The sequence below is a fragment of the uncultured Roseobacter sp. genome, from assembly GCF_947499265.1.
Classification (GTDB): Bacteria; Pseudomonadota; Alphaproteobacteria; order Rhodobacterales; family Rhodobacteraceae; genus Roseobacter.
The window spans coordinates 403,338-422,733 of record NZ_CANMNK010000001.1; the positions used below are offsets into that span (position 1 = coordinate 403,338).

Annotated in this window: 22 protein-coding genes; 12 read left to right on the forward strand and 10 right to left on the reverse strand. The window is 56.2% G+C overall.

Annotated features, from left to right (window positions below):
• The first annotated feature begins 9 nt into the window (after positions 1-9).
• Entirely contained in the window at positions 10-1,236 is a 1,227-nt protein-coding gene (locus Q1A63_RS01985; RefSeq protein WP_298968807.1) for an MFS transporter, read from the forward strand.
• Here Q1A63_RS01985 and Q1A63_RS01990 read toward each other — a convergent pair.
• From Q1A63_RS01990 to Q1A63_RS02000, 3 genes are read right to left on the reverse strand one after another with little or no spacing between them, the layout of a single operon-like run.
• Positions 1,220-1,816, reverse strand: a complete 597-nt coding sequence (locus Q1A63_RS01990; RefSeq protein WP_298968808.1) for a Smr/MutS family protein — start codon at positions 1,814-1,816, stop codon at positions 1,220-1,222. The two genes, Q1A63_RS01985 and Q1A63_RS01990, sit on opposite strands and share 17 nt — an antisense overlap.
• On the reverse strand, positions 1,813-2,847 hold the full coding sequence (locus Q1A63_RS01995) for an MltA domain-containing protein (protein ID WP_298968809.1): 1,035 nt from the start codon (positions 2,845-2,847) through the stop codon (positions 1,813-1,815). Before Q1A63_RS01995 ends, Q1A63_RS01990 begins: the two co-directional genes overlap by 4 nt.
• Positions 2,844-3,503, reverse strand: coding sequence for a Tim44/TimA family putative adaptor protein (locus tag Q1A63_RS02000; protein ID WP_298968810.1), 660 nt, complete (start codon positions 3,501-3,503; stop codon positions 2,844-2,846). Before Q1A63_RS02000 ends, Q1A63_RS01995 begins: the two co-directional genes overlap by 4 nt.
• A 105-nt stretch (positions 3,504-3,608) precedes the next feature.
• Between Q1A63_RS02000 and Q1A63_RS02005 the strand changes: the two genes are divergently transcribed.
• Both Q1A63_RS02005 and secB read left to right on the forward strand, forming a co-directional pair.
• The gene (locus Q1A63_RS02005) at positions 3,609-4,109 is read left to right on the forward strand and encodes an FxsA family protein (RefSeq protein ID WP_298968811.1); all 501 of its coding nucleotides are present in this window, start codon (positions 3,609-3,611) and stop codon (positions 4,107-4,109) included.
• Between the two features lie 59 nt (positions 4,110-4,168).
• Positions 4,169-4,651 (forward strand): protein-export chaperone SecB, encoded by a 483-nt coding sequence (gene secB / locus Q1A63_RS02010; RefSeq protein ID WP_299630493.1) that lies wholly within the window; start codon positions 4,169-4,171, stop codon positions 4,649-4,651.
• A gap of 3 nt (positions 4,652-4,654) precedes the next feature.
• Here the strand turns inward: secB and dnaQ are convergent, their stop codons facing one another.
• From dnaQ to Q1A63_RS02030, 4 genes are read right to left on the reverse strand one after another with little or no spacing between them, the layout of a single operon-like run.
• Positions 4,655-5,341, reverse strand: a complete 687-nt coding sequence (dnaQ, locus tag Q1A63_RS02015) for a DNA polymerase III subunit epsilon (RefSeq protein ID WP_298968813.1) — start codon at positions 5,339-5,341, stop codon at positions 4,655-4,657.
• Positions 5,334-5,924 carry a dephospho-CoA kinase gene (coaE, locus tag Q1A63_RS02020; RefSeq protein WP_298968814.1) on the reverse strand — a complete coding sequence of 197 codons (591 nt, stop codon included), beginning with the start codon at positions 5,922-5,924 and terminating at the stop codon, positions 5,334-5,336. The genes dnaQ and coaE overlap by 8 nt, the downstream gene beginning before the upstream one ends.
• Positions 5,924-6,772: a shikimate dehydrogenase gene (locus Q1A63_RS02025; RefSeq protein WP_298968816.1), complete on the reverse strand. Its 849-nt coding sequence runs from the start codon at positions 6,770-6,772 to the stop codon at positions 5,924-5,926. The genes coaE and Q1A63_RS02025 overlap by 1 nt, the downstream gene beginning before the upstream one ends.
• A complete protein-coding gene (locus Q1A63_RS02030) occupies positions 6,769-7,368 on the reverse strand; it encodes a nucleoside triphosphate pyrophosphatase (RefSeq protein ID WP_298968818.1) in 600 nt (199 codons plus the stop codon). The genes Q1A63_RS02025 and Q1A63_RS02030 overlap by 4 nt, the downstream gene beginning before the upstream one ends.
• A 402-nt stretch (positions 7,369-7,770) precedes the next feature.
• Here Q1A63_RS02030 and hemJ point away from each other — a divergent pair, with 402 nt between their 5' ends.
• The 7 genes from hemJ to Q1A63_RS02065 all read left to right on the forward strand — a co-directional run bounded on the left by hemJ (position 7,771) and on the right by Q1A63_RS02065 (position 15,161).
• Positions 7,771-8,220, forward strand: a complete 450-nt coding sequence (hemJ, locus tag Q1A63_RS02035) for a protoporphyrinogen oxidase HemJ (protein WP_298968820.1) — start codon at positions 7,771-7,773, stop codon at positions 8,218-8,220.
• Positions 8,221-8,343: 123 nt separating this feature from the next.
• Positions 8,344-9,651: a transcription termination factor Rho gene (gene rho, locus Q1A63_RS02040; RefSeq protein WP_298968822.1), complete on the forward strand. Its 1,308-nt coding sequence runs from the start codon at positions 8,344-8,346 to the stop codon at positions 9,649-9,651.
• 30 nt (positions 9,652-9,681) lie between these two features.
• On the forward strand, positions 9,682-10,971 hold the full coding sequence (mnmE, locus tag Q1A63_RS02045) for a tRNA uridine-5-carboxymethylaminomethyl(34) synthesis GTPase MnmE (protein WP_298968824.1): 1,290 nt from the start codon (positions 9,682-9,684) through the stop codon (positions 10,969-10,971).
• 4 nt (positions 10,972-10,975) lie between these two features.
• The gene (mnmG, locus tag Q1A63_RS02050; protein ID WP_298969572.1) at positions 10,976-12,847 is read left to right on the forward strand and encodes a tRNA uridine-5-carboxymethylaminomethyl(34) synthesis enzyme MnmG; all 1,872 of its coding nucleotides are present in this window, start codon (positions 10,976-10,978) and stop codon (positions 12,845-12,847) included.
• Entirely contained in the window at positions 12,847-13,449 is a 603-nt protein-coding gene (gene rsmG / locus Q1A63_RS02055; RefSeq protein WP_298968826.1) for a 16S rRNA (guanine(527)-N(7))-methyltransferase RsmG, read from the forward strand. Before mnmG ends, rsmG begins: the two co-directional genes overlap by 1 nt.
• Positions 13,442-14,251 (forward strand): AAA family ATPase, encoded by an 810-nt coding sequence (locus Q1A63_RS02060; protein ID WP_298968827.1) that lies wholly within the window; start codon positions 13,442-13,444, stop codon positions 14,249-14,251. Before rsmG ends, Q1A63_RS02060 begins: the two co-directional genes overlap by 8 nt.
• Positions 14,252-14,261: 10 nt before the next feature.
• Positions 14,262-15,161 (forward strand): ParB/RepB/Spo0J family partition protein, encoded by a 900-nt coding sequence (locus tag Q1A63_RS02065; RefSeq protein WP_298968828.1) that lies wholly within the window; start codon positions 14,262-14,264, stop codon positions 15,159-15,161.
• Here Q1A63_RS02065 and hemW read toward each other — a convergent pair.
• From hemW to rph, 3 genes are read right to left on the reverse strand one after another with little or no spacing between them, the layout of a single operon-like run.
• Positions 15,158-16,315, reverse strand: coding sequence for a radical SAM family heme chaperone HemW (hemW, locus tag Q1A63_RS02070; RefSeq protein WP_298969573.1), 1,158 nt, complete (start codon positions 16,313-16,315; stop codon positions 15,158-15,160). The genes Q1A63_RS02065 and hemW overlap by 4 nt on opposite strands.
• Positions 16,308-16,919: an RdgB/HAM1 family non-canonical purine NTP pyrophosphatase gene (gene rdgB, locus Q1A63_RS02075; RefSeq protein ID WP_298968830.1), complete on the reverse strand. Its 612-nt coding sequence runs from the start codon at positions 16,917-16,919 to the stop codon at positions 16,308-16,310. The genes hemW and rdgB overlap by 8 nt, the downstream gene beginning before the upstream one ends.
• Positions 16,916-17,629, reverse strand: a complete 714-nt coding sequence (rph, locus tag Q1A63_RS02080) for a ribonuclease PH (RefSeq protein WP_298968832.1) — start codon at positions 17,627-17,629, stop codon at positions 16,916-16,918. Before rph ends, rdgB begins: the two co-directional genes overlap by 4 nt.
• A gap of 111 nt (positions 17,630-17,740) precedes the next feature.
• Here rph and hrcA point away from each other — a divergent pair, with 111 nt between their 5' ends.
• Both hrcA and Q1A63_RS02090 read left to right on the forward strand, forming a co-directional pair.
• Complete coding sequence (hrcA, locus tag Q1A63_RS02085; RefSeq protein ID WP_299630500.1) at positions 17,741-18,805, forward strand: heat-inducible transcriptional repressor HrcA; 1,065 nt, start codon at positions 17,741-17,743, stop codon at positions 18,803-18,805.
• Positions 18,806-18,814: 9 nt separating this feature from the next.
• Positions 18,815-19,378, forward strand: coding sequence for a nucleotide exchange factor GrpE (locus tag Q1A63_RS02090; RefSeq protein WP_298968836.1), 564 nt, complete (start codon positions 18,815-18,817; stop codon positions 19,376-19,378).
• Positions 19,379-19,396 lie beyond the last annotated feature (18 nt).

A 19,396-nucleotide genomic window follows, 5' to 3' on the forward strand; every position in this document is an offset into this window, starting at 1 on the left:
ACCGGGCGCATGGGCTACCTGCGCTTTCTCGTTGAAAACAAACTGTTCCTGCTGGCCGGGTTCCTGCTGTGTTTCACGTCGTCTTTTGGGCAGACCTATTTCATTTCGCTCTTTGCGGGCGAGATTAAACAGGCGTTTGCACTGACGGATGGCGATTGGGGCGCCATCTATACCATCGGGACAACCCTCTCAGCTCTGACGATGATCTGGGTGGGGGCGCTGACCGACAGGTTTCGCGTGCGACAGCTGTCGCTCGTGGTGATGATCCTGCTGGCGATGGCCTGTGCTGCGATGGCCCTCGTGTCCAGCGCGGTGCTGCTGGTGATGGTCATCTATGCCCTGCGGCTGATGGGTCAGGGGATGATGTCGCAATTGGGCGCGGTTGCCATGTCGCGGTGGTTTGTGGCGGCGCGGGGGCGGGCCATCTCGCTCGCGTCAATGGGGTTTTCGGCGGGCCAGGCCCTGCTGCCCATCATCTTTGTCACGCTGCTGGTGGTTTTCGACTGGCGCGCCCTGTGGTGGATCGCGGCGCTATGCGTTGTGGCCGCCATTCCGATCATGCAGATGCTGTTGCGCCAGGAACGCACGCCCCAGTCGATGACAGAGACTTCGCAGAGCCTTGGCATGGGAGGCAAACACTGGACACGCGCAGCTCTTCTCCAGCATCCGCTTTTCTACATGATGGTGCCGCTGGTGCTGGGGCCATCGGCCTGGGGGACCGCCCTGTTTTTCCAGCAGGTGCACCTGACAGAGGTCAAAGGCTGGAGCCTGATGTCCTTTGTCGCGCTGATGCCGATTTACACGGCGGCCACCGTGATTTGCACCTTCATCACCGGCTGGGCGGTAGATCGCATCGGCGTGAAGTGGATCGTCCCGTTCCAGATGCTGCCCTTTGGCCTGTCTTTCCTGGTGCTGGCTTTTGCCGATACGATTCTGATGGCCGGTGTTGGCCTCGTGATCTTCGGGATCGGACAGGGCATGCAGGGCACCGCCACCACCGCATTCTGGGCCGTATTTTACGGGACGCGGCACTTGGGCGCGATCAAGGCGGCAGCTGCGGCACTGATGGTCTTTGGATCCGCCATCGGGCCGGGGATCACCGGGGCGCTCATCGATCTCGGGATCAGTTTTCCAGAGCAGATGATCCCCATTGCCGCGTTTTATCTTATCGGCGCGGTGCTTGCCGGGCTGGGGATCCTGCGGTACCAGCGCGATCTGCCTAGCGCCGCCGCCTGAGATAGACGTAGTAAGCGCCACCGCCACCGTGGCTGATATGCGCCTCGCTCACCTGCATGACAACCGATGCCAGCGGCGGCGCGCTCAGCCATTGCGGCACCTGATGGCGCAACACGCCGAAGCGCACCGGAATAGGCCCGCCCTCGTCCCGGTTTTTGCCTTTGCCGGTGATGACCAGCACCAATCGTTTGCCCGATGCATGGCCGGAGAGGATAAATTTCGTCAGCGCCGCATGGGCGCGGTCCAATGTCATCCCGTGCAAATCGATCCGCCCTTCGGGCTTGATCTTCCCACGGGTCATTTTGCCAAAGGTTTTCTGATCCATCTGCACCGGCGCGCGCCGCAGTTGATCGGGCAGGGAGGGCGCCAGATGGATGGTGTTTTTCCGCGGCTCCGGTTTGGGCGGAAACTGCGTGTTCAACTTGCCGAAATCCGGTTTTGGCCTGGGGTGATCTTTGGCGCGCGCCTGCGGAGCATAAGCTTCGGGATCAAACGTGCTGCGCTGGTCCAGTGCTTCCGTCTTGTCGGTGACTTTGCGCCAAAGGGCGACCTCGTCCGCCGACAATTTCCGGCGTGTCACAGCGCCCCCTCCGGTGCCATCGCATAAGCACGCTGGATCGGGAGCAGCACAATCATGCGGCCGGGGTCCTTGAGTTTTCCCGCAGCACGGCCCGCTTTGTCACCGGTGCCAAAGAAAACATCCGCCCGTTGGGCGCCCTTGATCGCTGAACCGGTATCCTGCGCAATCATCAGCCGTCGCAGGGGTTTTTTGCCGTCTTTTTCGATCCAGACCGGTGCGCCTAGTGGCGTATAGGCCGGATCAACCGCAATGGTGCGCATCGTCGTGACCGATCTGTTCATCGCGCCCAGCGGTCCCTGATCGGCGGGGACCTCGCTGACCTCCCGGAAAAATACATAGGATGGGTTGTGGAACAAAAGCTCCCGGCCTGCCGCCGGGTTACGCCGCACCCAATTCTTGATGACATCGGCGCTGACTTGATGCGATTGATAGGTGCCGCGACGCACAAGTTCGGCCCCAATGGACCGGTAAGTGTGCCCGTTTGCCCCCGCATACCCCACGCGCAGCTTGTCTCCATTCGGCAGGTTTACCCGGCCAGACCCCTGAATTTGCAGAAAGAATAGCTCCACCGGATCATCGACCCAGGCAATTTCCAGACCACGCCCCTGCAAAACACCACCATCGAGAATTTGGCGGCGGGAGTACCACAGGTCCGTGCTCTTCGCCTCCGGCGGCATGGCATAAATCGGGTAGCGGTACCGTCCAGATTTTTGCCGCGATCCACTCAGTTCCGGTTCAAAATACCCGGTGAAAAGCGCAGGCGCCCCGTCCTCGATCAGAACCGGACGGAACAACAGCTCGAAAAAGGCCTTCGGATCCGGGTTGGACGTCGCATAGGCGCAAACCGCGCGCCAATCGGGATCATCCATATCCTGACAGGTATTGCGGAACGTCTCGAAAGCCGCCGCGTGGTCATCTTTCGACCAACCATCGAGGTCTTCGAAAGAAAGGACTTCGATACTGGTGTCAGCAGATGCGGGGCCTGTCATGCTGAGCACCCCCGCAAAGAACGCCGCCAGCGCAGGCTTCATGCGTCTGTGGAAACAAGCAGCCAATTTGGATCATCCGACCCCATCTTGCGCGCAAAGGCCCAGGTGTCTTTCTGGCGCTTTATGTCAGAGGCGTTGCCATCTACAATTTCGCCGTCGCTGTTGCGCACCACCGAGGTCAACTCCGCAACGAAGCGGATGGTCAGCTCCGCCTCGCTGGTATCCTCATCATAGGTCGCATCCATCAGCTTGAGCTCGCGTACCCCGATGAAATTCGCCTCAATGGTCAGGCCTTGGTCTTCACGTGCGGCGACGCCATCCACGAAGGATTCGTAGATGTCTTCGGCCAGGAACGGTTGGATGTCCGACAATTCGCCATTCTCATACCCCATCACGATCATCTCATAGGCGCTGCGGGCACCCCCAAGAAAATCGGTGACGTTGAACGAAGGCTCAATACGTTTCATCGCGGCCAGCGCCTGCGCGGCGCTGCTGTTTTCTTCAACATGATCCACGATATCGAGGTCGGGCCCGCCCTCGATCACCTCGAATTCCGGGCTGCCAAGGCGATCCGTTTGTGTCTTTTGCACTGGCGGTTGCTCAAACCCGTCCCGCGTGCCCAGCACGTTTTTCAGACGCAAGATCAGAAAAACAGCGATGCCGGCCAGCACCAAAAGCTGTATCAGGGGCGAATTCATAGGAACCTCATGTGGGGTAATTCATGGAAACAGGTGTATAGTGTACTTATGTAGGTGTCGGGGTCGGCCAAGTCCACTCCACGCCGGACGAAAGGAAGCATCAAAATGTGGCTATTTATCGCTTTTCTCGCGGTACCACTGATTGAAATCACGCTGTTCATCCAAATTGGCGGCGCAATCGGTCTTGGCTGGACGCTTGTCACGGTCATTTTGACCGCGATCATCGGCACATGGCTGGTACGGAATCAGGGGCTTATGGCGATGAATCAGCTGAAGTCGTCCTTTTCTGATCTGCGCGACCCGACAGAACCACTGGTGCATGGGGCGATGATCCTGTTTTCCGGCGCATTGCTGCTGACGCCCGGCTTTTTCACCGATGCGGTCGGATTTCTATTGCTTGTGCCGGGGTTCAGGACCGCCGTCTTCAAGGCAATCCGCGCACGGGTGAACATTCAGACCTTCGAAACCGGCCCCGGACAAACCCGGGCAGGACCAACCGGCGCGCGACGCTCGCATCCGAATGATGATATTATCGATGGTGAATATTCCGAAGTCCCCCCGGAATATAATAAAATCAAACAGCCTTCGAAGTGGTCGGACCATTGAGAACCGCCCCCCAAGCTGGTAAGGCTCGCCCGATTTATTTTTCACCTCAGGAGTGACCCATGGCTGAAGCCGAAGCACAACAACAAGAGCCGCAGATGCGTGTCCTCGGACAATTCATTCGCGACATGTCTTTTGAAAACATCATGGCGCAAAAAGGCGCGCCCGCGGATGTGACCCCGGATGTTCAGGTTCAGGTCAATCTGGATGCGAAAAAACGCAGTGTCGAACACCAGTATGAAACGTCGATCAAGCTGAACGTGACCTCCAAGGCCAAAGACAGCGACTCCACCCTGTTCGTGCTGGAAATCGACTATGCCGGGATCTTCCACATCGACAATGTGCCCGAAGACCAGCTGCATCCTTTCCTGCTGATCGAATGCCCGCGGATGATTTTCCCGTTCCTGCGCCGCGTGGTCAGCGATGTGACACGGGATGGTGGCTTCCCGCCGCTGAACCTGGAAAACATCGATTTCCTGTCGCTCTACCGCAATGAATTGGCGCGCCGCCAGGCGGAAGAAGCGCCCAAGAAAGCCGACGCGTGATCGTCAGGCCTTAAGCCACAATGCGTCGTCGCCCAGTTTCGCCACAAATTCGGCGTGGGCGGCGGCTTCTTTTTCGGTCAAGCGAGGTTTGAGAGGTGTAGGCCGTGGTCTTGGCATCCAGTCTTCCTCACCAGTGCCGGAGCTGTTCTGCGCCGTGGTTGACAGGCCAAAATCGGGCTGTCGACCACCGATCAGCTCCAGATAGACTTCCGCCAGAATTTCACTGTCCAACAGCGCGCCGTGCAGCGTCCGCGAAGAGTTGTCGATGTTGAACCGACGGCACAGCGCGTCCAGTGATGCGGGTGAGCCGGGAAACCGTTTGCGGGCGATCTCCAGCGTATCGATGGCCTGCTCCCAGGGGATCTGCGGCAAGCCCATCCATTTCAGCTCGGCATTCAGGAATTTGATATCGAATGAAGCATTGTGGATCACCAGTTTCGCATCACCAATGAAATCCAGAAATGCCTGGCCGACCTGCGCAAATTTCGGTTTATCGCGCAGGAAATCATCGCCCAGCCCATGCACCTGAAACGCCTCTTCGGGCATTGAGCGTTCGGGGTTGATGTATTGATGATAGGTTTTGCCGGTCGCCATATGGCCGATCAGTTCCACCGCGCCGATCTCGACAATCCGGTCACCGGATTGTGGATCAAAGCCGGTGGTTTCCGTGTCCAGGACAACTTCACGCATCGCGCAATCTCTCTCTGATTTGCCTGACCACATCCTGAACCTGCGCGCGGGCATGTTCAACCGTATCTGTGACGATCACGAAATCGGAGCGCGCGCATTTTTCGTCATTTGGCATCTGTTTCGCCCGGATGTTTTCGAATTCCGCGCGCGTCATTGTCCCTCGTTCCAGAACACGTTTTTCCTGCTCTTCAGGCGAAACAGAGACACATACGACGGCATCCATCTGCGTCTCGCCCCCGGTTTCAAAAAGCAGGGGAATGTCGAGAACGGCGATATCAGAGATTGGATTTGACAGGAAAGCTTCGCGATCCTGCGCCACCAGCGGGTGAACGATGGTTTCAATTTTCTTCAGGGCATCTCTGTCTTTGGAAATGATGCTGCGCAGTACGGATCGCGAAATAGCACCCTCCACGATTGCGCCCGGATAAAGAGCCGCGATCGGCGTGACGGCGGCACCATCCTGACCGTATAGCCGATGCACCGCCGCATCCGCATCCCAAAGCGCGCAACCCTCGTCGACAAACATCTGCGCGGTGGTCGATTTGCCCATACCAATGGACCCGGTCAGGCCAAGTCTGAACACTAGCGCAAAACCGCCGCGCGGGAGTCATCATCCACATCCGGTCGCGGCCCGAACCACCGTTCGAACCCGGGGACTGCCTGATGCAACAGCATGCCCAACCCGTCCACGGTCACGCATCCGCGTTCTTCGGCGACCTGCAACAATTTTGTTTTCAGCGGGGTATAAACCAGATCAGTCACCACCGTCGATTTTTTCAACCCGTCCAGTGGCACCCGCATCTCTGGTTTGCCCACCATGCCCAGGGAAGATGTGTTCACAACCAGACTGGTCTCTTCCAGCATATTTCCAGCCTGTACCCAATCGATCACCCTGATGCGATTACCGAAATCCGACTGCAGTTTTTCCGCGCGCACCCGCGTCCGGTTCGACAGTAGGATTTCCGGCACGCCAGCATCTAGCAGCGATGCGATTACCGCGCGCGCCGCGCCGCCCGCGCCTAGAACAGCGGCGGCCCCTTTTGTCGGTATCCAGTTGGGCGCGCCAGCTTTCAGATTTTCCAGAAACCCGTAACCATCTGTATTATCAGCATGAATCTTACCATCTTTACGAAAGATCAGCGTATTGGCTGCGCCGATCAGCGTCGCGCGATCCGTGATGAGATCCGCAATGTCCAGAACCGCTTCCTTATGTGGGATCGTGATGTTGACACCCACAAATCCGGCCTTGGGCAAGGTAGTCAAGACGTCTCGCAAATCGCGCGCGGCCACATCCATTGGAATGTAGAACCCTTTGACGCCATGTTTGTTGAGCCAATGGCGGTGTACCCGTGGTGACTTCGAATGCGCAATTGGGGACCCGATGACGCCCGCCAAGGGGATTTTATCCGGGGATTTTGACGTATTCGTCATCGTTCCAACTCTCCACGCAGCGTCAGGTAGGCCAGCAGCTCCAGCAGGGGCAGGCCCAGCACATTAAAGTAATCCCCTTCGATCCGGGTGAAAAGCCGCACGCCTTCTTCTTCAAGCTTATAGGCCCCGACGGCATGGCGGATGCTGTCCCAATTCCGCGCAACATAGCCGATGATGTAGTCATCCGTCGCATCGCGCATCCGCAGACGCACCTGACCCACATGCCGCCAAACCGGCTTGCCGCCGTCATAGATTACTGCGGCTGATAACAGACTGTGCCGGTCATTGCGCAGCTGGTGCAATTGATCGATGGCCTCTTCGGGGGATTGCGGTTTTGAAAACAGCGTCCCCTGGTGATCCAACACCTGATCACAGCCCAAAACCAGCGCATCCGGATTTTTGTCACTCACCTTGCGCGCTTTCATTTCGGCCAAGGCATCGGCGATATCACGCGGCGGCGCATTCTCTGCTAACATGGCGTCGCGCACCATATCTTCGTCGACCCGTCCGGGCTGAATCGTGAATTTGACGCCGGCCTGGCGCAGCATCTGGGCTCTGATTTCGGAGCCGGATGCCAATATGAGCGGCTGGGACATGTGTATAACCCTGTGAGCACCCTTAAGGATTTCTTAATAGTTTCTTCTGGGCAAAACAGCGAGATCACGCAAGAGCAAGAAGGGCTGGGGTCAGTCCAGATGTTCACGAAGATTAATACGCTGGTAGGAAGGATAACCGAGATCGTGTGAATAACAATTTCGTTGTGATCTTACCCACAGTTTTATACAGGCAACGTGAAAAGAAAACCTATCTAACCGTTTGTTTTATATACATTATTATCCAAAATCAGAAGATATAAAATATCCGGATGAACTTTTTCCTCATCGGTAAAACCCCGCGGATAAAATGATAATCCACAGAAATCCAAGACCCTACATAATCATCATCCTTTAATCTTTCTTTATATATTTATAAGAGAGGCAAACGGATCGGAGAGATGAATGACGGACCTACTTGCCCTTGGATATCCATGGATCAAGGCATTTCACATCATGTCCGTGATTGCCTGGATGGCGGGTTTGTTCTACCTGCCCCGGTTGTTTGTCTATCACGTAGAACAGGTCGGGCAAAGCGGGGAGACCCATGCGCTTTTTCAAACCATGGAGCTGAAATTGCTGCGGGTGATCATGAACCCGGCGATGATAGCGACCTGGGTGTTTGGTCTGTGTCTTGTTTTCACACCGGGCATTGTCGATTGGACAGCGATATGGCCCTGGACCAAGGCAGCGGGTGTTTTGGGGATGACCTGGTTTCATCACTGGCTGGGCTTGAGGCGGAAGGATTTCATTTCCGGCTCCAATGACCTGAGCGGGCGCCAGTATCGGATGATGAACGAAGTCCCGACCTTGCTGATGGTTCTGATCGTGCTTTCGGTAGTCATCAAGTTCTGAGAATTGACTCGTGCTACACGGCGGCTTATGTACCCATCACCACCCCGTCCGGGGATGGCGCAGACCTAAATTTTAAAATGACATCAGCTAGCGGCTTTGCTGCGGCTGAGCACAGGTATTTCCATGACATCTGACATGATCGACACACCGACAGCGCCAGAAACGCTTGAGACACTGAATCTCGCGGACCTGAAGCGCAAGAGCCCCAAAGACCTTCTGTCCATGGCTGAGGATCTGGAGATCGAAAACGCCTCGACCATGCGCAAGGGCGAGATGATGTTCCAGATCCTGCGCGAACGCGCGGATGAAGGTTGGGAAATTTCCGGGGATGGCGTGCTAGAAGTGCTGCAGGACGGTTTTGGCTTTCTGCGCTCGCCCGAGGCGAACTATCTGCCGGGCCCGGATGACATCTACGTCTCCCCCGAGATGATCCGCAAATACTCGCTGCGCACCGGCGATACCATCGAGGGCGTGATCAAGGCGCCAGATGACAGCGAACGTTATTTTGCGCTTTTGGATGTGACACAGATCAATTTTGAGGAGCCGGAAAAAGCCCGCCATAAGGTGGCTTTTGAAAACCTGACACCGCTTTACCCGGATGAGCGCCTGACGATGGAAGTCGATGATCCGACCGTCAAAGACCGGTCATCGCGTATTATCGATCTGGTTGCCCCGATCGGAAAGGGCCAGCGCTCGTTGATCGTGGCCCCACCGCGGACGGGTAAAACGGTTCTGCTGCAGAACATCGCGAATTCCATCGAGAAGAACCATCCTGAATGCTACCTGATCGTTCTGCTGATTGACGAGCGGCCCGAAGAGGTGACGGATATGCAAAGATCGGTCAAAGGGGAGGTTGTGTCCTCGACCTTTGACGAGCCAGCGACGCGTCACGTGGCCGTGTCCGACATGGTGATTGAGAAAGCCAAGCGGCTTGTTGAGCACAAACGGGACGTGGTCATCCTGCTGGATTCCATCACGCGTCTTGGTCGGGCGTTCAACACCGTGGTGCCATCCTCTGGCAAGGTTTTGACCGGCGGTGTGGATGCCAACGCCCTGCAACGCCCGAAACGCTTCTTTGGTGCCGCGCGGAACATCGAAGAGGGCGGGTCACTGACCATTATCGCGACGGCGCTCATCGACACGGGCAGTCGGATGGATGAGGTGATCTTTGAAGAATTCAAAGGCACCGGTAACTCGGAAATCGTTCTGGACCGCAAGATCGCTGACAAGCGCGTCTTCCCGGCGATGGACATTCTGAAATCCGGGACGCGGAAAGAGGACCTGTTGGTGGATAAGGTCGACCTGCAGAAAACATTCGTCTTGCGCCGTATTCTGAACCCGATGGGCACAACAGATGCGATTGAATTCCTGATTTCCAAGCTGAAACAGACCAAGACTAATTCGGACTTCTTCGACTCTATGAATACATAACTTATTGTTTAAAAACAGTGGGTTAAATTGATGAATACGATTTATGCTCTGGCATCGGCGCAGGGTAAGGCTGGGGTATCGGTCATCCGAATATCTGGGCCGGATGCCCATGCGTCGGCCCGTGTCTTGTGTGGAAAGCTGCCTGAGCTCAGGTATTCCGCGACGCGCTCCTTGAGAAATACCGCTGGCGATCTTCTCGATCATGCGCTGGTTCTTTGCTTCAAAGCACCAAACAGCTTTACGGGTGAGGACGTGGTTGAGCTACATGTCCATGGAAGCGTTTCAGTGGTTCGGGCTGTCCTAGAGGAATTGTCGAAACAGGAGGGCACCCGGTTGGCTGAGCCTGGGGAATTCACCCGGCGTGCGTTAGAAAATGAGAAACTGGACCTTGCCCAGGTGGAGGGGCTGGCGGATCTCATCGATGCGGAAACCGAAGCGCAGAGAAAGCAGGCGGTGCGTGTTTTATCCGGTGCCCTGGGCGTGCGGGTGGATGGGTGGAGATCGAAGCTGATCAGAGCGGCCGCCTTGCTGGAGGCCACAATCGATTTTGCGGACGAAGACGTGCCTGTTGATGTTAGCCCGGAAGTCTGTGCCTTGCTTGACGACGTGACGGCAGATCTCGAAAACGAAATCTCCGGAAGTTTTGTGGCGGAACGTATCCGTACCGGGTTTGAAGTTGCGCTTGTGGGCGCGCCAAATGCGGGCAAGTCGACCTTGCTCAATCGTTTGGCGGGTCGTGAGGCCGCGATAACGTCGGAGATTGCCGGAACAACGCGAGACGTCATCGAGGTTCGGATGGACCTGCAGGGGTTACCTGTGACTTTTCTCGATACCGCTGGGCTGCGTGATGCCGAGGATGAAATTGAAAACATCGGTGTTTCTCGCGCTTTGGAACGTGCGAGAGCAGCAGATTTACGGGTCTTTTTGGCAGAGCCAGGGGAAAGCCTGATGCTGCCACCTCAGGAGAAGGATATCGTGCTGCACCCGAAGGCAGATATTTCAAACGTCGCGGGCAGTGTTGGTATCTCCGGGAAGACCGGCGCGGGCGTGCAGAAGTTGATCACACGGATCCAAGCAACGCTTCAAGACAGAACTGCACTTGCCGGGTTGGCCACGCATGAGAGGCATCGCGTTGCGATGGAGCGGGCTTTTGAGAGTTTGCAGGCCGCGCAAGCAATCTTGGGTGATGGCCCGGAGCTTTATGATATAGCGGCGGAAGAATTGCGGACGTCGATTCGAGCCCTTGAAGCTTTGGTCGGGCGTATCGATGTAGAAAACCTGTTGGATGAAATATTCTCAAGCTTTTGTCTTGGGAAATAGCGGAGTGTTTCACGTGAAACATTTTGACGTTCTTGTTATCGGAGGTGGTCACGCGGGTGCTGAGGCGGCACATGCGGCGGCGCGGATGGGCGCACACACGGCCCTGGTCACCATGACCGAAGAGGGTATTGGTGCGATGTCCTGCAATCCGGCGATTGGCGGTTTGGGTAAGGGCCACCTCGTGCGTGAAATCGATGCGATGGATGGCGTGATGGGCCGTGTTGCCGATAAGGCGGGTATCCAATTTCGCTTGCTCAATCGTCGAAAAGGTCCTGCGGTACAGGGTCCGCGCGCGCAATCAGATCGTCAGATCTATCAATCGGAAATGCTCTCGGAGATCAAATCTCGCGCCAATCTTTCAATCGTCCTGGGTGAAGTTGTTGATTTCAAGATGCAAGGGGACCGTGTCACGGGCGTTTTCCTGCATGACGGCAGCGAGATGGATGCGACTTCTATCGTGTTGACCACAGGGACCTTTCTGCGCGGGGTAGTTCATATCGGTGACGTATCCCGATCTGGCGGTAGGATCGGTGAAAAGGCTTCCGTTAAGCTGGCTGAACGCATTGATTCCTTTGAATTACCGTTGGGTCGGCTGAAGACCGGCACGCCGCCACGTCTGGATGGAAAGACGATCAATTGGGAGGTTCTTCAGGAGCAGCCTGGGGATGAAGATCCAACCTTGTTTTCATTCATGTCAAAGGGTGTAACCGCACGGCAGGTCAGCTGTGGCATAACGCATACAAATTCGAAAACGCACGACATCATCCGCGAAAACCTGTCGCGGTCCGCCATGTATGGCGGGCACATTGATGGGGTGGGTCCGCGGTATTGCCCGTCGATTGAAGACAAGATTGTCCGGTTTGCAGACAAAGACTCCCACCAGATCTTTTTGGAGCCGGAAAGCCTATCCACAACCACCGTTTATCCGAATGGAATATCGACATCCTTGCCCGAATCTGTTCAGGAGGATTACGTTCATTCGATCTATGGCCTTGAAAATGCAGCGATTCTGCAGCCGGGGTATGCGATTGAATATGATTACGTTGATCCGCGTGCGTTGAGTGCCCAGTTGGCGTTGCCAAATGTGCCCGGATTGTATTTGGCCGGACAAATTAACGGAACCACCGGATATGAAGAGGCGGCAGCGCAGGGATTGGTTGCCGGGTTGAATGCGGCGCTGGCGGCGCAGGGGCGTGACCCTGTGCATTTCTCGAGGTCTGAGAGCTATATCGGCGTTATGATCGACGACCTGACAACGCGCGGTGTGAGTGAGCCTTATCGCATGTTCACCTCGCGCGCCGAATTCCGGTTGTCTTTGCGCGCCGATAATGCGGATCAACGGTTGACGCCACTAGGCATAGATCTTGGGTGCGTTGGTGCGACGCGGGCAAGGGCTTACCTTGAGAAAGCGGAAAAGCTCGAAGTTGCGCGTGAATCGCTGAGTAAAAAGACATTTACACCGTCCCAGGCTTCTGAAGCTGGTATCAAAATCAATCAGGATGGCAGCAGAAGAACGGCCATGCAGCTTCTGGCATTCCCCGATGTATCGTTCGTGGAGATCACGGCTCTCGACGCAGGGTTCGAGGGGATCGAAGCGGAAACCCGAAAGCAAATGGAGAGAGAGGCGCTTTACGCGAATTATATTCAGCGACAACAGCGCGATATCGACCTGCTTCGTAAGGATGAGGCGCAGGTTATCCCGAGTGATTTTGCCTATGAGGGTTTGGAGGGTTTATCCAATGAGCTTAAATCCAAGTTGATCGCGGTAAAACCTTCCACGCTCGCGCAAATGTCTCGCGTGGATGGGATGACGCCGGCTGCGCTGACGCTAATTCTCGCGAAGTTAAGGCAGCGCAAGCGAAAGAAGTCAGCCTGATGACGTCGGATTTGAATGTTTCACGTGAAACATTGAACCGATTGGAGTTATTCCATGGCCTTCTGAAAAAGTGGAATACGAAGATAAATCTGGTGTCCAAATCTAGTATTTCAGACGCATGGGAACGCCATATCAATGATTCACTGCAAGTGTACCATCATGCGGGGGATGAAATAGTTTGGTCGGATATCGGAAGCGGTGGTGGTCTGCCGGGTCTTGTGGTCGCGATCTTGGCCAAGGAATTTCATCCGGATCGACATGTCACCATGGTGGAGAGTGACATTCGCAAATCCACCTTTCTACGCACCGTGATCCGTGAATTGGATTTGAAAGCTTCTGTTCTTGTATCGCGGATTGAGCAAACCACACCCATGAGCGCTGAGATCTTATCCGCACGGGCACTCGCGGATTTGGATCAGCTGCTCCGATATGCGGAAATACATCTGACTCCGAGCGGGCGTGCGTTTTTTTTCAAAGGCGAAACCTGGGAAAAAGAGGTGGAGACAGCACGCAAGTCGTGGTCTTTTGATCTGGTTGCGCATAAAAGTAAGACGAACCCAAACGCTGCCATTCTTGAGGTGAAGGATATCCATCTTGTCTGACCTATCACGCCCGGCTGGTCCGAAGATCATTTCGGTAGCGAACCAAAAAGGTGGCGTTGGAAAAACCACGACAACAATCAACTTGGCGGCAGCCCTGGTCGAAGCGGGGAAGCGCGTGTTGGTGGTTGATCTTGATCCGCAGGGGAATGCATCGACAGGCCTGGGTATCGAAACCGAAGATCGCGAATTAACGACCTACGAGCTTTTGCTCGAAGATATTGATCTTAAATCTGTTATTCTGCCGACTGTCACGCCAGGATTGCTCATTGTCCCCGCCACGGTGGATCTGAGCTCAGCAGATATCGAGCTGATTTCCAATGAAAAACGCAGTTTTCTGCTACATGATGCGTTGCGACAGACGGCGATGGATGCATTTGAGCTGGACTATATCCTGATTGACTGTCCGCCATCCCTGAACCTTTTGACGGTCAATGCGATGATCGCGTCGCATTCTGTGTTGGTGCCGTTGCAGAGCGAATTCTTTGCGCTGGAAGGGTTGTCGCAATTGATGCTGACCATTCGTGAGGTGCGGCAAAGCGGAAATAAGGATTTGCGCATCGAGGGCATCGTTTTGACGATGTATGATCAACGGAATAACCTGTCCCTGCAGGTCGAGCAGGACGCGCGGGACAATCTGGGTGAGCTTGTTTTTAAAACACGGGTACCGCGAAATGTAAGGGTCAGCGAGGCACCATCTTTCGCGATGCCGGTTCTCACCTATGATACGGCATCAAAAGGCGCGCAGGCCTACCGGGCGCTGGCACGGGAAGTTCTGAGCAGAAATACAGAAAAAGTCGCATAAGGGGGCTGACATGGCAGGTGGAGTGGATCGTAAACGAGGCCTCGGACGCGGCTTGTCTGCGTTGATGTCGGATGTTGCGGAAACGGAAAAGGTGGTCAGCACTGGACCAGCGGCAGCGGAACGCCTCATTCCGATTGAGCAGATTTCACCCAATCCGGACCAGCCCCGCAAAAGATTTGCAGAGGGTGATTTGGAGGATCTGGCAGCTTCCATCCGCGAAAAAGGGGTCATTCAGCCGTTGATCGTGCGGGCGTTGCCAAGTGGACAATATGAGATCGTCGCGGGTGAACGTCGCTGGCGTGCGGCGCAGATGGCCAAACTGCACGAACTCCCGGTTGTGGTGCGGTCCTTTACCGATGTCGAAGTGCTGGAAGTTGCGATCATCGAGAATATTCAACGGGCGGACCTGAACCCGATAGAAGAGGCCGTGGGGTATCGCCAGCTGATGGACCGGTTTGGCCATACGCAGGAAAAAATGGCGGAGGCGCTTGGGAAGAGCCGTAGCCACATCGCGAACCTGCTGCGTCTGCTGAACCTGCCGGATGACGTGTTGGAGATGGTGCGCAAGGGTGATCTGAGCGCGGGACACGCGCGCGCGTTGATCACCGCTGAGAACCCATCGAAGATTGCCCAACAGATCATCAAGGGTGGTCTGTCCGTGCGCGCCGTTGAAGCGCTGGTGAAAAAAGAGCAATCCAATGGCGATGACAATATTTTCAGCGGGAACGCGAAGCCAAAGACCGAGACGAAGGATGCAGATACCAAGGCGCTTGAGGGAGATCTATCTGCCTCTTTAGGTATGAAAGTCGTATTGAGCCACAAGCCAGGTCAGGAATCTGGTCAGATGACGCTACACTACAAATCCTTGGAAGAACTGGATGAACTGTGTCGGATGCTGAGCGGAAGCTAGTCTTCCAATAGCGTTGCAATCACCGCATTCAATATCATAAACCCTTGTTCTGAAACGATAATTTTATCACCTTGGGTGCAAAGCATACCCATTTGCGTCAATTCACCGATCTTTGTGGGTGACAGCGGTCGCCCTGCCAGCTTTTCATACCGCGCGCGACTGACGCCTTCCTTGAGCCGCAACCCCATGAGAAGAAATTCGCTCGCCTGATCACCTGTATCAAGCCGCGTTCTTTCCTTTTCAGAATTTGCCTCCTGCACGGAGTTCAGCCACCGCGCGGGGTTTGAATGGCATTCCGTGGCATAGCGATGGCCGCGCATCGTCAGCCGACCATGGGCGCCCGGACCAATCCCAATGTAGTCGCCATACCGCCAGTAAATCAGATTGTGGCGCGATTGCGCGCCGTCCCGGGCGTGGTTCGACACCTCATACGCGGGCAGTCCATGTTCGTTGCATAGCTCTTGCGTCAGGGTGAAGAGATCCGCGCTCAGGTCCTCGTCCGGCAGCCCGCGCAGCTTGCCGGCGTTGTAGCGATCGCCAAATGCGGTGCCTTGTTCAATTGTCAGCTGATAAAGCGACAGATGATCCACGGCCAAAGACAGCGCTTGCTCCAGCTCGGCCCGCCAGGCGGCGAGACTTTGGCCTTGACGTGCATAGATCAAATCAAAGCTGACCCGATCAAAAGCGGCGCGCGCGATCTCAAAGGCTTTCAATGCTTCATCTGTGGAATGAAGCCGCCCGAGCTTTTGCAAATCTGGATCATTAAGCGCCTGAATTCCCATGGAAATTCTATTAACGCCCCCATCTCGAAAGGCCCGGAACCTGCCTGCTTCGACGGATCCCGGATTGGCTTCCAGCGTGATTTCCAGATCGTTTGCGCAAGCCCAGTTTTTGCGGATCTTCTCGATCACCTGTCCAACGGTCTCTGGCGCCATAAGGCTGGGCGTGCCACCGCCAAAGAAAACAGACCGCAGCACACGCCCGGGTGTTTCAGCCGCGGCCCGATCAAGCTCTGTCAGGTAGGCGTCGCACCAGGCTGGCTGGTCGATCTGTCGGGACACATGGCTGTTGAAATCGCAGTAGGGGCATTTGGCCTCGCAAAACGGCCAATGGATATAAAGCCCGAAACCGCCCTGTTCCCAATCCTCAGCCAAAGCATCCCGCAATCAGTTTTGCGAAGGCATCTGCGCGGTGGCTGATCCGGTTCTTTTCCGCCGGGTCCATCTCGGCAAAGGTGATGTCATGCCCATCGGGTTGAAACATCGGATCATAGCCATGCCCGGTCTGTCCCCGCATCGGCCAGACCAGCGTTCCGTTGACTTTCCCTTCAAAGACTTCGTCATGCCCGTCAGGCCAGGCCAGCACCAGGGTTGCGCGAAACCGGGCGCGTCGCGGATGGCTCGCGCCCTTTTCCTCCAGCAAATCATGGGTCTTCGTCATCGCCATGATGAAATCGCGACCGTTCGACGTTTCCGCCCAATCTGCGGTGTAGACGCCGGGTTGATTGCCCAGGGCTTCGACTTCGATGCCTGAATCGTCGGCCAGCGCGGGCAGGCCGGTTGCCTCAACCGCGGCCCGTGCCTTGATCCGCGCATTGCCGACAAAGGTTGTTTCAGTTTCCACCGGTTCAGCCAGGTTCATCTCAGCCGCGCCAACAACTGACACGCCATAGGGTTCGAACAGCTGTTGCATCTCTTCGAGCTTACCCGCGTTATGGGTCGCGATCAGGATACGTTTGCCGTCGAACGCCCGGGTCATGCAGCGGCCGATTTCTGCATGACGGCCAATTCGGAAACGCCTTTTTCGGCCAGATCCATCAGCGCATTCATCTGATCGCGGGAGAAGACGGAGCCTTCGGCGCTCATCTGTACTTCGATCAACTGGTGCGAGCCCGTCATGATGAAATTCCCATCGACGCCCGCCTCGGAATCCTCGGGGTAGTCGAGATCCAGCACCGGCTGTCCGGCATAGATGCCGCAGCTGATCGCCGCCACCGGATCGGTCATCGGATCACTGATCACGTCACCGGCTTTCATCAACTTGTTAACCGCCAGCCGCAGGGCAATCCACCCCCCGGTGATCGACGCGCAACGGGTGCCGCCATCGGCCTGCAGCACGTCACAATCCACGGTGATCTGACGTTCGCCCAAGGCAACCCGGTCCACACCGGCGCGCAAGGACCGGCCAATCAGGCGCTGGATTTCAACCGTGCGCCCACCTTGCTTGCCCGCTGCCGCCTCACGCCGCATCCGCGTGTTGGTCGCGCGGGGCAGCATGCCGTACTCTGCGGTGACCCAGCCGAGGCCCGACCCCTTGATAAAGGGGGGCACGCGGTCCTCGATGGTCGCAGTGCACAGCACATGTGTATCCCCCATCTTGATCAGGGCGCATCCTTCGGCGTGTTTCGTGAAATCCGTTTCAATCGAAACGGCCCGCATTTCATCTAGTGCTCGACCTGAAGGGCGCATGGGATATCCTTTGTTTGCTACCCTCCGATACCGTTCCCGCATGCCGAGATGCAACCCCGATTGAATTCTCTTCCTTTTATGCTTTTATTCAGCACCAGCTAGGATGCCATCATGAACGACGTGCCGAATATTCTGGGGGAGATGAACGAGCGCTCGCGCGAAGTGTTTCGCCGCGTGGTCGAAGGTTATTTGGCGGATGGCGCGCCGGTCGGCTCCCGGACGCTGACACGCGATTTCAGCGAAAACGTCAGTGCGGCGACGATCCGCAACGTGATGCAGGATCTGGAATATCTCGGGTTGCTGGACAGCCCCCATGTCAGCGCGGGACGTATCCCGACCCAACAGGGCCTGCGCATGTTCGTGGACGGGCTGCTGGAGATCGGTAGTCCGGATGAGACCGACCGTGAAATGATTGACGCGACCATGGGGTCAAACGAGCAGGACGTCAGCGGTCTGTTGGATCGCGTGGGCTCTGCGCTGTCGGGTGTCACGCATGGGGCCTCTCTGGTGCTCACGCCGAAACGCGAGGCGCCGATCAAACATATCGAATTTGTTTCGCTGTCACCCGACCGGGCGCTGGTGGTGCTGGTGTTTGCGGATGGGCATGTGGAAAACCGGTTGTTCACGCCACCGCCCGGTCAGACACCCAGCTCCATGCGGGAGGCGGCGAATTTCTTGAATGCGCTGATCGAAGGCAAAACGCTGGGCGAGGTGCAGGGCACCATTCAACGCGAAATTGCCAGCCGGCGGCAGGAGATCGATTCGCTTGCGCAGGAGTTGGTGCAGAGTGGTCTGGCGGTCTGGGAAGGCGAGGGTGATCAGATCGAGCGTCTGATCGTGCGGGGCCGGTCGAATCTCCTCAGCGAAGACGGCGAAACCGAGGATCTGGAGCGGATCAGACGCCTGTTTGACGACCTTGAACGCAAACGTGATATCGCGGAATTCCTTGAGCTTGCTGAAGAAGGCGACGGTGTGCGCATTTTTATTGGTTCTGAGAACAAACTTTTTTCACTTTCGGGTTCCTCTCTGGTGGTTTCCCCATATATGAACGCTGATCGAAAGATCATTGGCGCCGTGGGCGTCATTGGTCCGACGAGACTGAATTATGGACGCATTGTGCCGATTGTGAATTACACGGCACAGCTGGTCGGAAAGCTGATCTCTGACCGGAGCTAGAGGTGAATTATGGCAGAGCCCAAGAACGAAGAGTTTCTGGACGACATCGAAGACGCGGAAGCGGAGGCTTTTGCAGATGAGATGGAAGAGATTGATGACGAAGCGCTGGAAATTGACCAGCTGCGCGCGGAGCGTGATGAACTGCGCGATCGGTTCATGCGGGCGCTGGCCGATGCCGAGAATGCGCGCAAACGGTCGGATCGGGATCGGCGCGAGGCGGAAAACTACGGTGGGTCAAAACTGTCGCGTGACATGCTGCCCGTCTATGACAACATGAAGCGCGCGCTGGAAACGGTGACCGATGAGCAGAAAGAAGCAAACTCGGCTTTGATCGAAGGCATTCAGCTGACGATGCGCGAACTTTTGAGCGTCTTTAAAAAACACGGGATCGAGGTAATCGCGCCAGAAGTGGGGGATCGTTTTGATCCGCAGCACCATCAGGCCATGTTCGAAGCGCCGGTGCCCGGGACGAAGGCGGGCGATATCATTCAGGTCGCCGCAGAAGGCTTCATGCTGCACGACCGGCTGCTGCGTCCAGCGCAGGTTGGGGTGTCGTCGACGCCTGCCGGGTAAGCCACAGCCCATAGCGTG

What these genes read in the sequence shown, in the direction of transcription:
- Q1A63_RS01985 (WP_298968807.1), top strand. Translation starts at nt 10, where the DNA reads ATGGGCTACCTGCGCTTTCTCGTTGAAAACAAACTGTTCCTGCTGGCC.
- Q1A63_RS01995 (WP_298968809.1), bottom strand. Translation starts at nt 2,847, where the DNA reads ATGAAGCCTGCGCTGGCGGCGTTCTTTGCGGGGGTGCTCAGCATGACA.
- Q1A63_RS02000 (WP_298968810.1), bottom strand. Translation starts at nt 3,503, where the DNA reads ATGAATTCGCCCCTGATACAGCTTTTGGTGCTGGCCGGCATCGCTGTT.
- Q1A63_RS02005 (WP_298968811.1), top strand. Translation starts at nt 3,609, where the DNA reads ATGTGGCTATTTATCGCTTTTCTCGCGGTACCACTGATTGAAATCACG.
- secB (WP_299630493.1), top strand. Translation starts at nt 4,169, where the DNA reads ATGGCTGAAGCCGAAGCACAACAACAAGAGCCGCAGATGCGTGTCCTC.
- dnaQ (WP_298968813.1), bottom strand. Translation starts at nt 5,341, where the DNA reads ATGCGTGAAGTTGTCCTGGACACGGAAACCACCGGCTTTGATCCACAA.
- Q1A63_RS02025 (WP_298968816.1), bottom strand. Translation starts at nt 6,772, where the DNA reads ATGACGAATACGTCAAAATCCCCGGATAAAATCCCCTTGGCGGGCGTC.
- Q1A63_RS02030 (WP_298968818.1), bottom strand. Translation starts at nt 7,368, where the DNA reads ATGTCCCAGCCGCTCATATTGGCATCCGGCTCCGAAATCAGAGCCCAG.
- hemJ (WP_298968820.1), top strand. Translation starts at nt 7,771, where the DNA reads ATGACGGACCTACTTGCCCTTGGATATCCATGGATCAAGGCATTTCAC.
- rho (WP_298968822.1), top strand. Translation starts at nt 8,344, where the DNA reads ATGACATCTGACATGATCGACACACCGACAGCGCCAGAAACGCTTGAG.
- mnmE (WP_298968824.1), top strand. Translation starts at nt 9,682, where the DNA reads ATGAATACGATTTATGCTCTGGCATCGGCGCAGGGTAAGGCTGGGGTA.
- rsmG (WP_298968826.1), top strand. Translation starts at nt 12,847, where the DNA reads ATGACGTCGGATTTGAATGTTTCACGTGAAACATTGAACCGATTGGAG.
- Q1A63_RS02065 (WP_298968828.1), top strand. Translation starts at nt 14,262, where the DNA reads ATGGCAGGTGGAGTGGATCGTAAACGAGGCCTCGGACGCGGCTTGTCT.
- rdgB (WP_298968830.1), bottom strand. Translation starts at nt 16,919, where the DNA reads ATGACCCGGGCGTTCGACGGCAAACGTATCCTGATCGCGACCCATAAC.
- rph (WP_298968832.1), bottom strand. Translation starts at nt 17,629, where the DNA reads ATGCGCCCTTCAGGTCGAGCACTAGATGAAATGCGGGCCGTTTCGATT.
- hrcA (WP_299630500.1), top strand. Translation starts at nt 17,741, where the DNA reads ATGAACGACGTGCCGAATATTCTGGGGGAGATGAACGAGCGCTCGCGC.
- Q1A63_RS02090 (WP_298968836.1), top strand. Translation starts at nt 18,815, where the DNA reads ATGGCAGAGCCCAAGAACGAAGAGTTTCTGGACGACATCGAAGACGCG.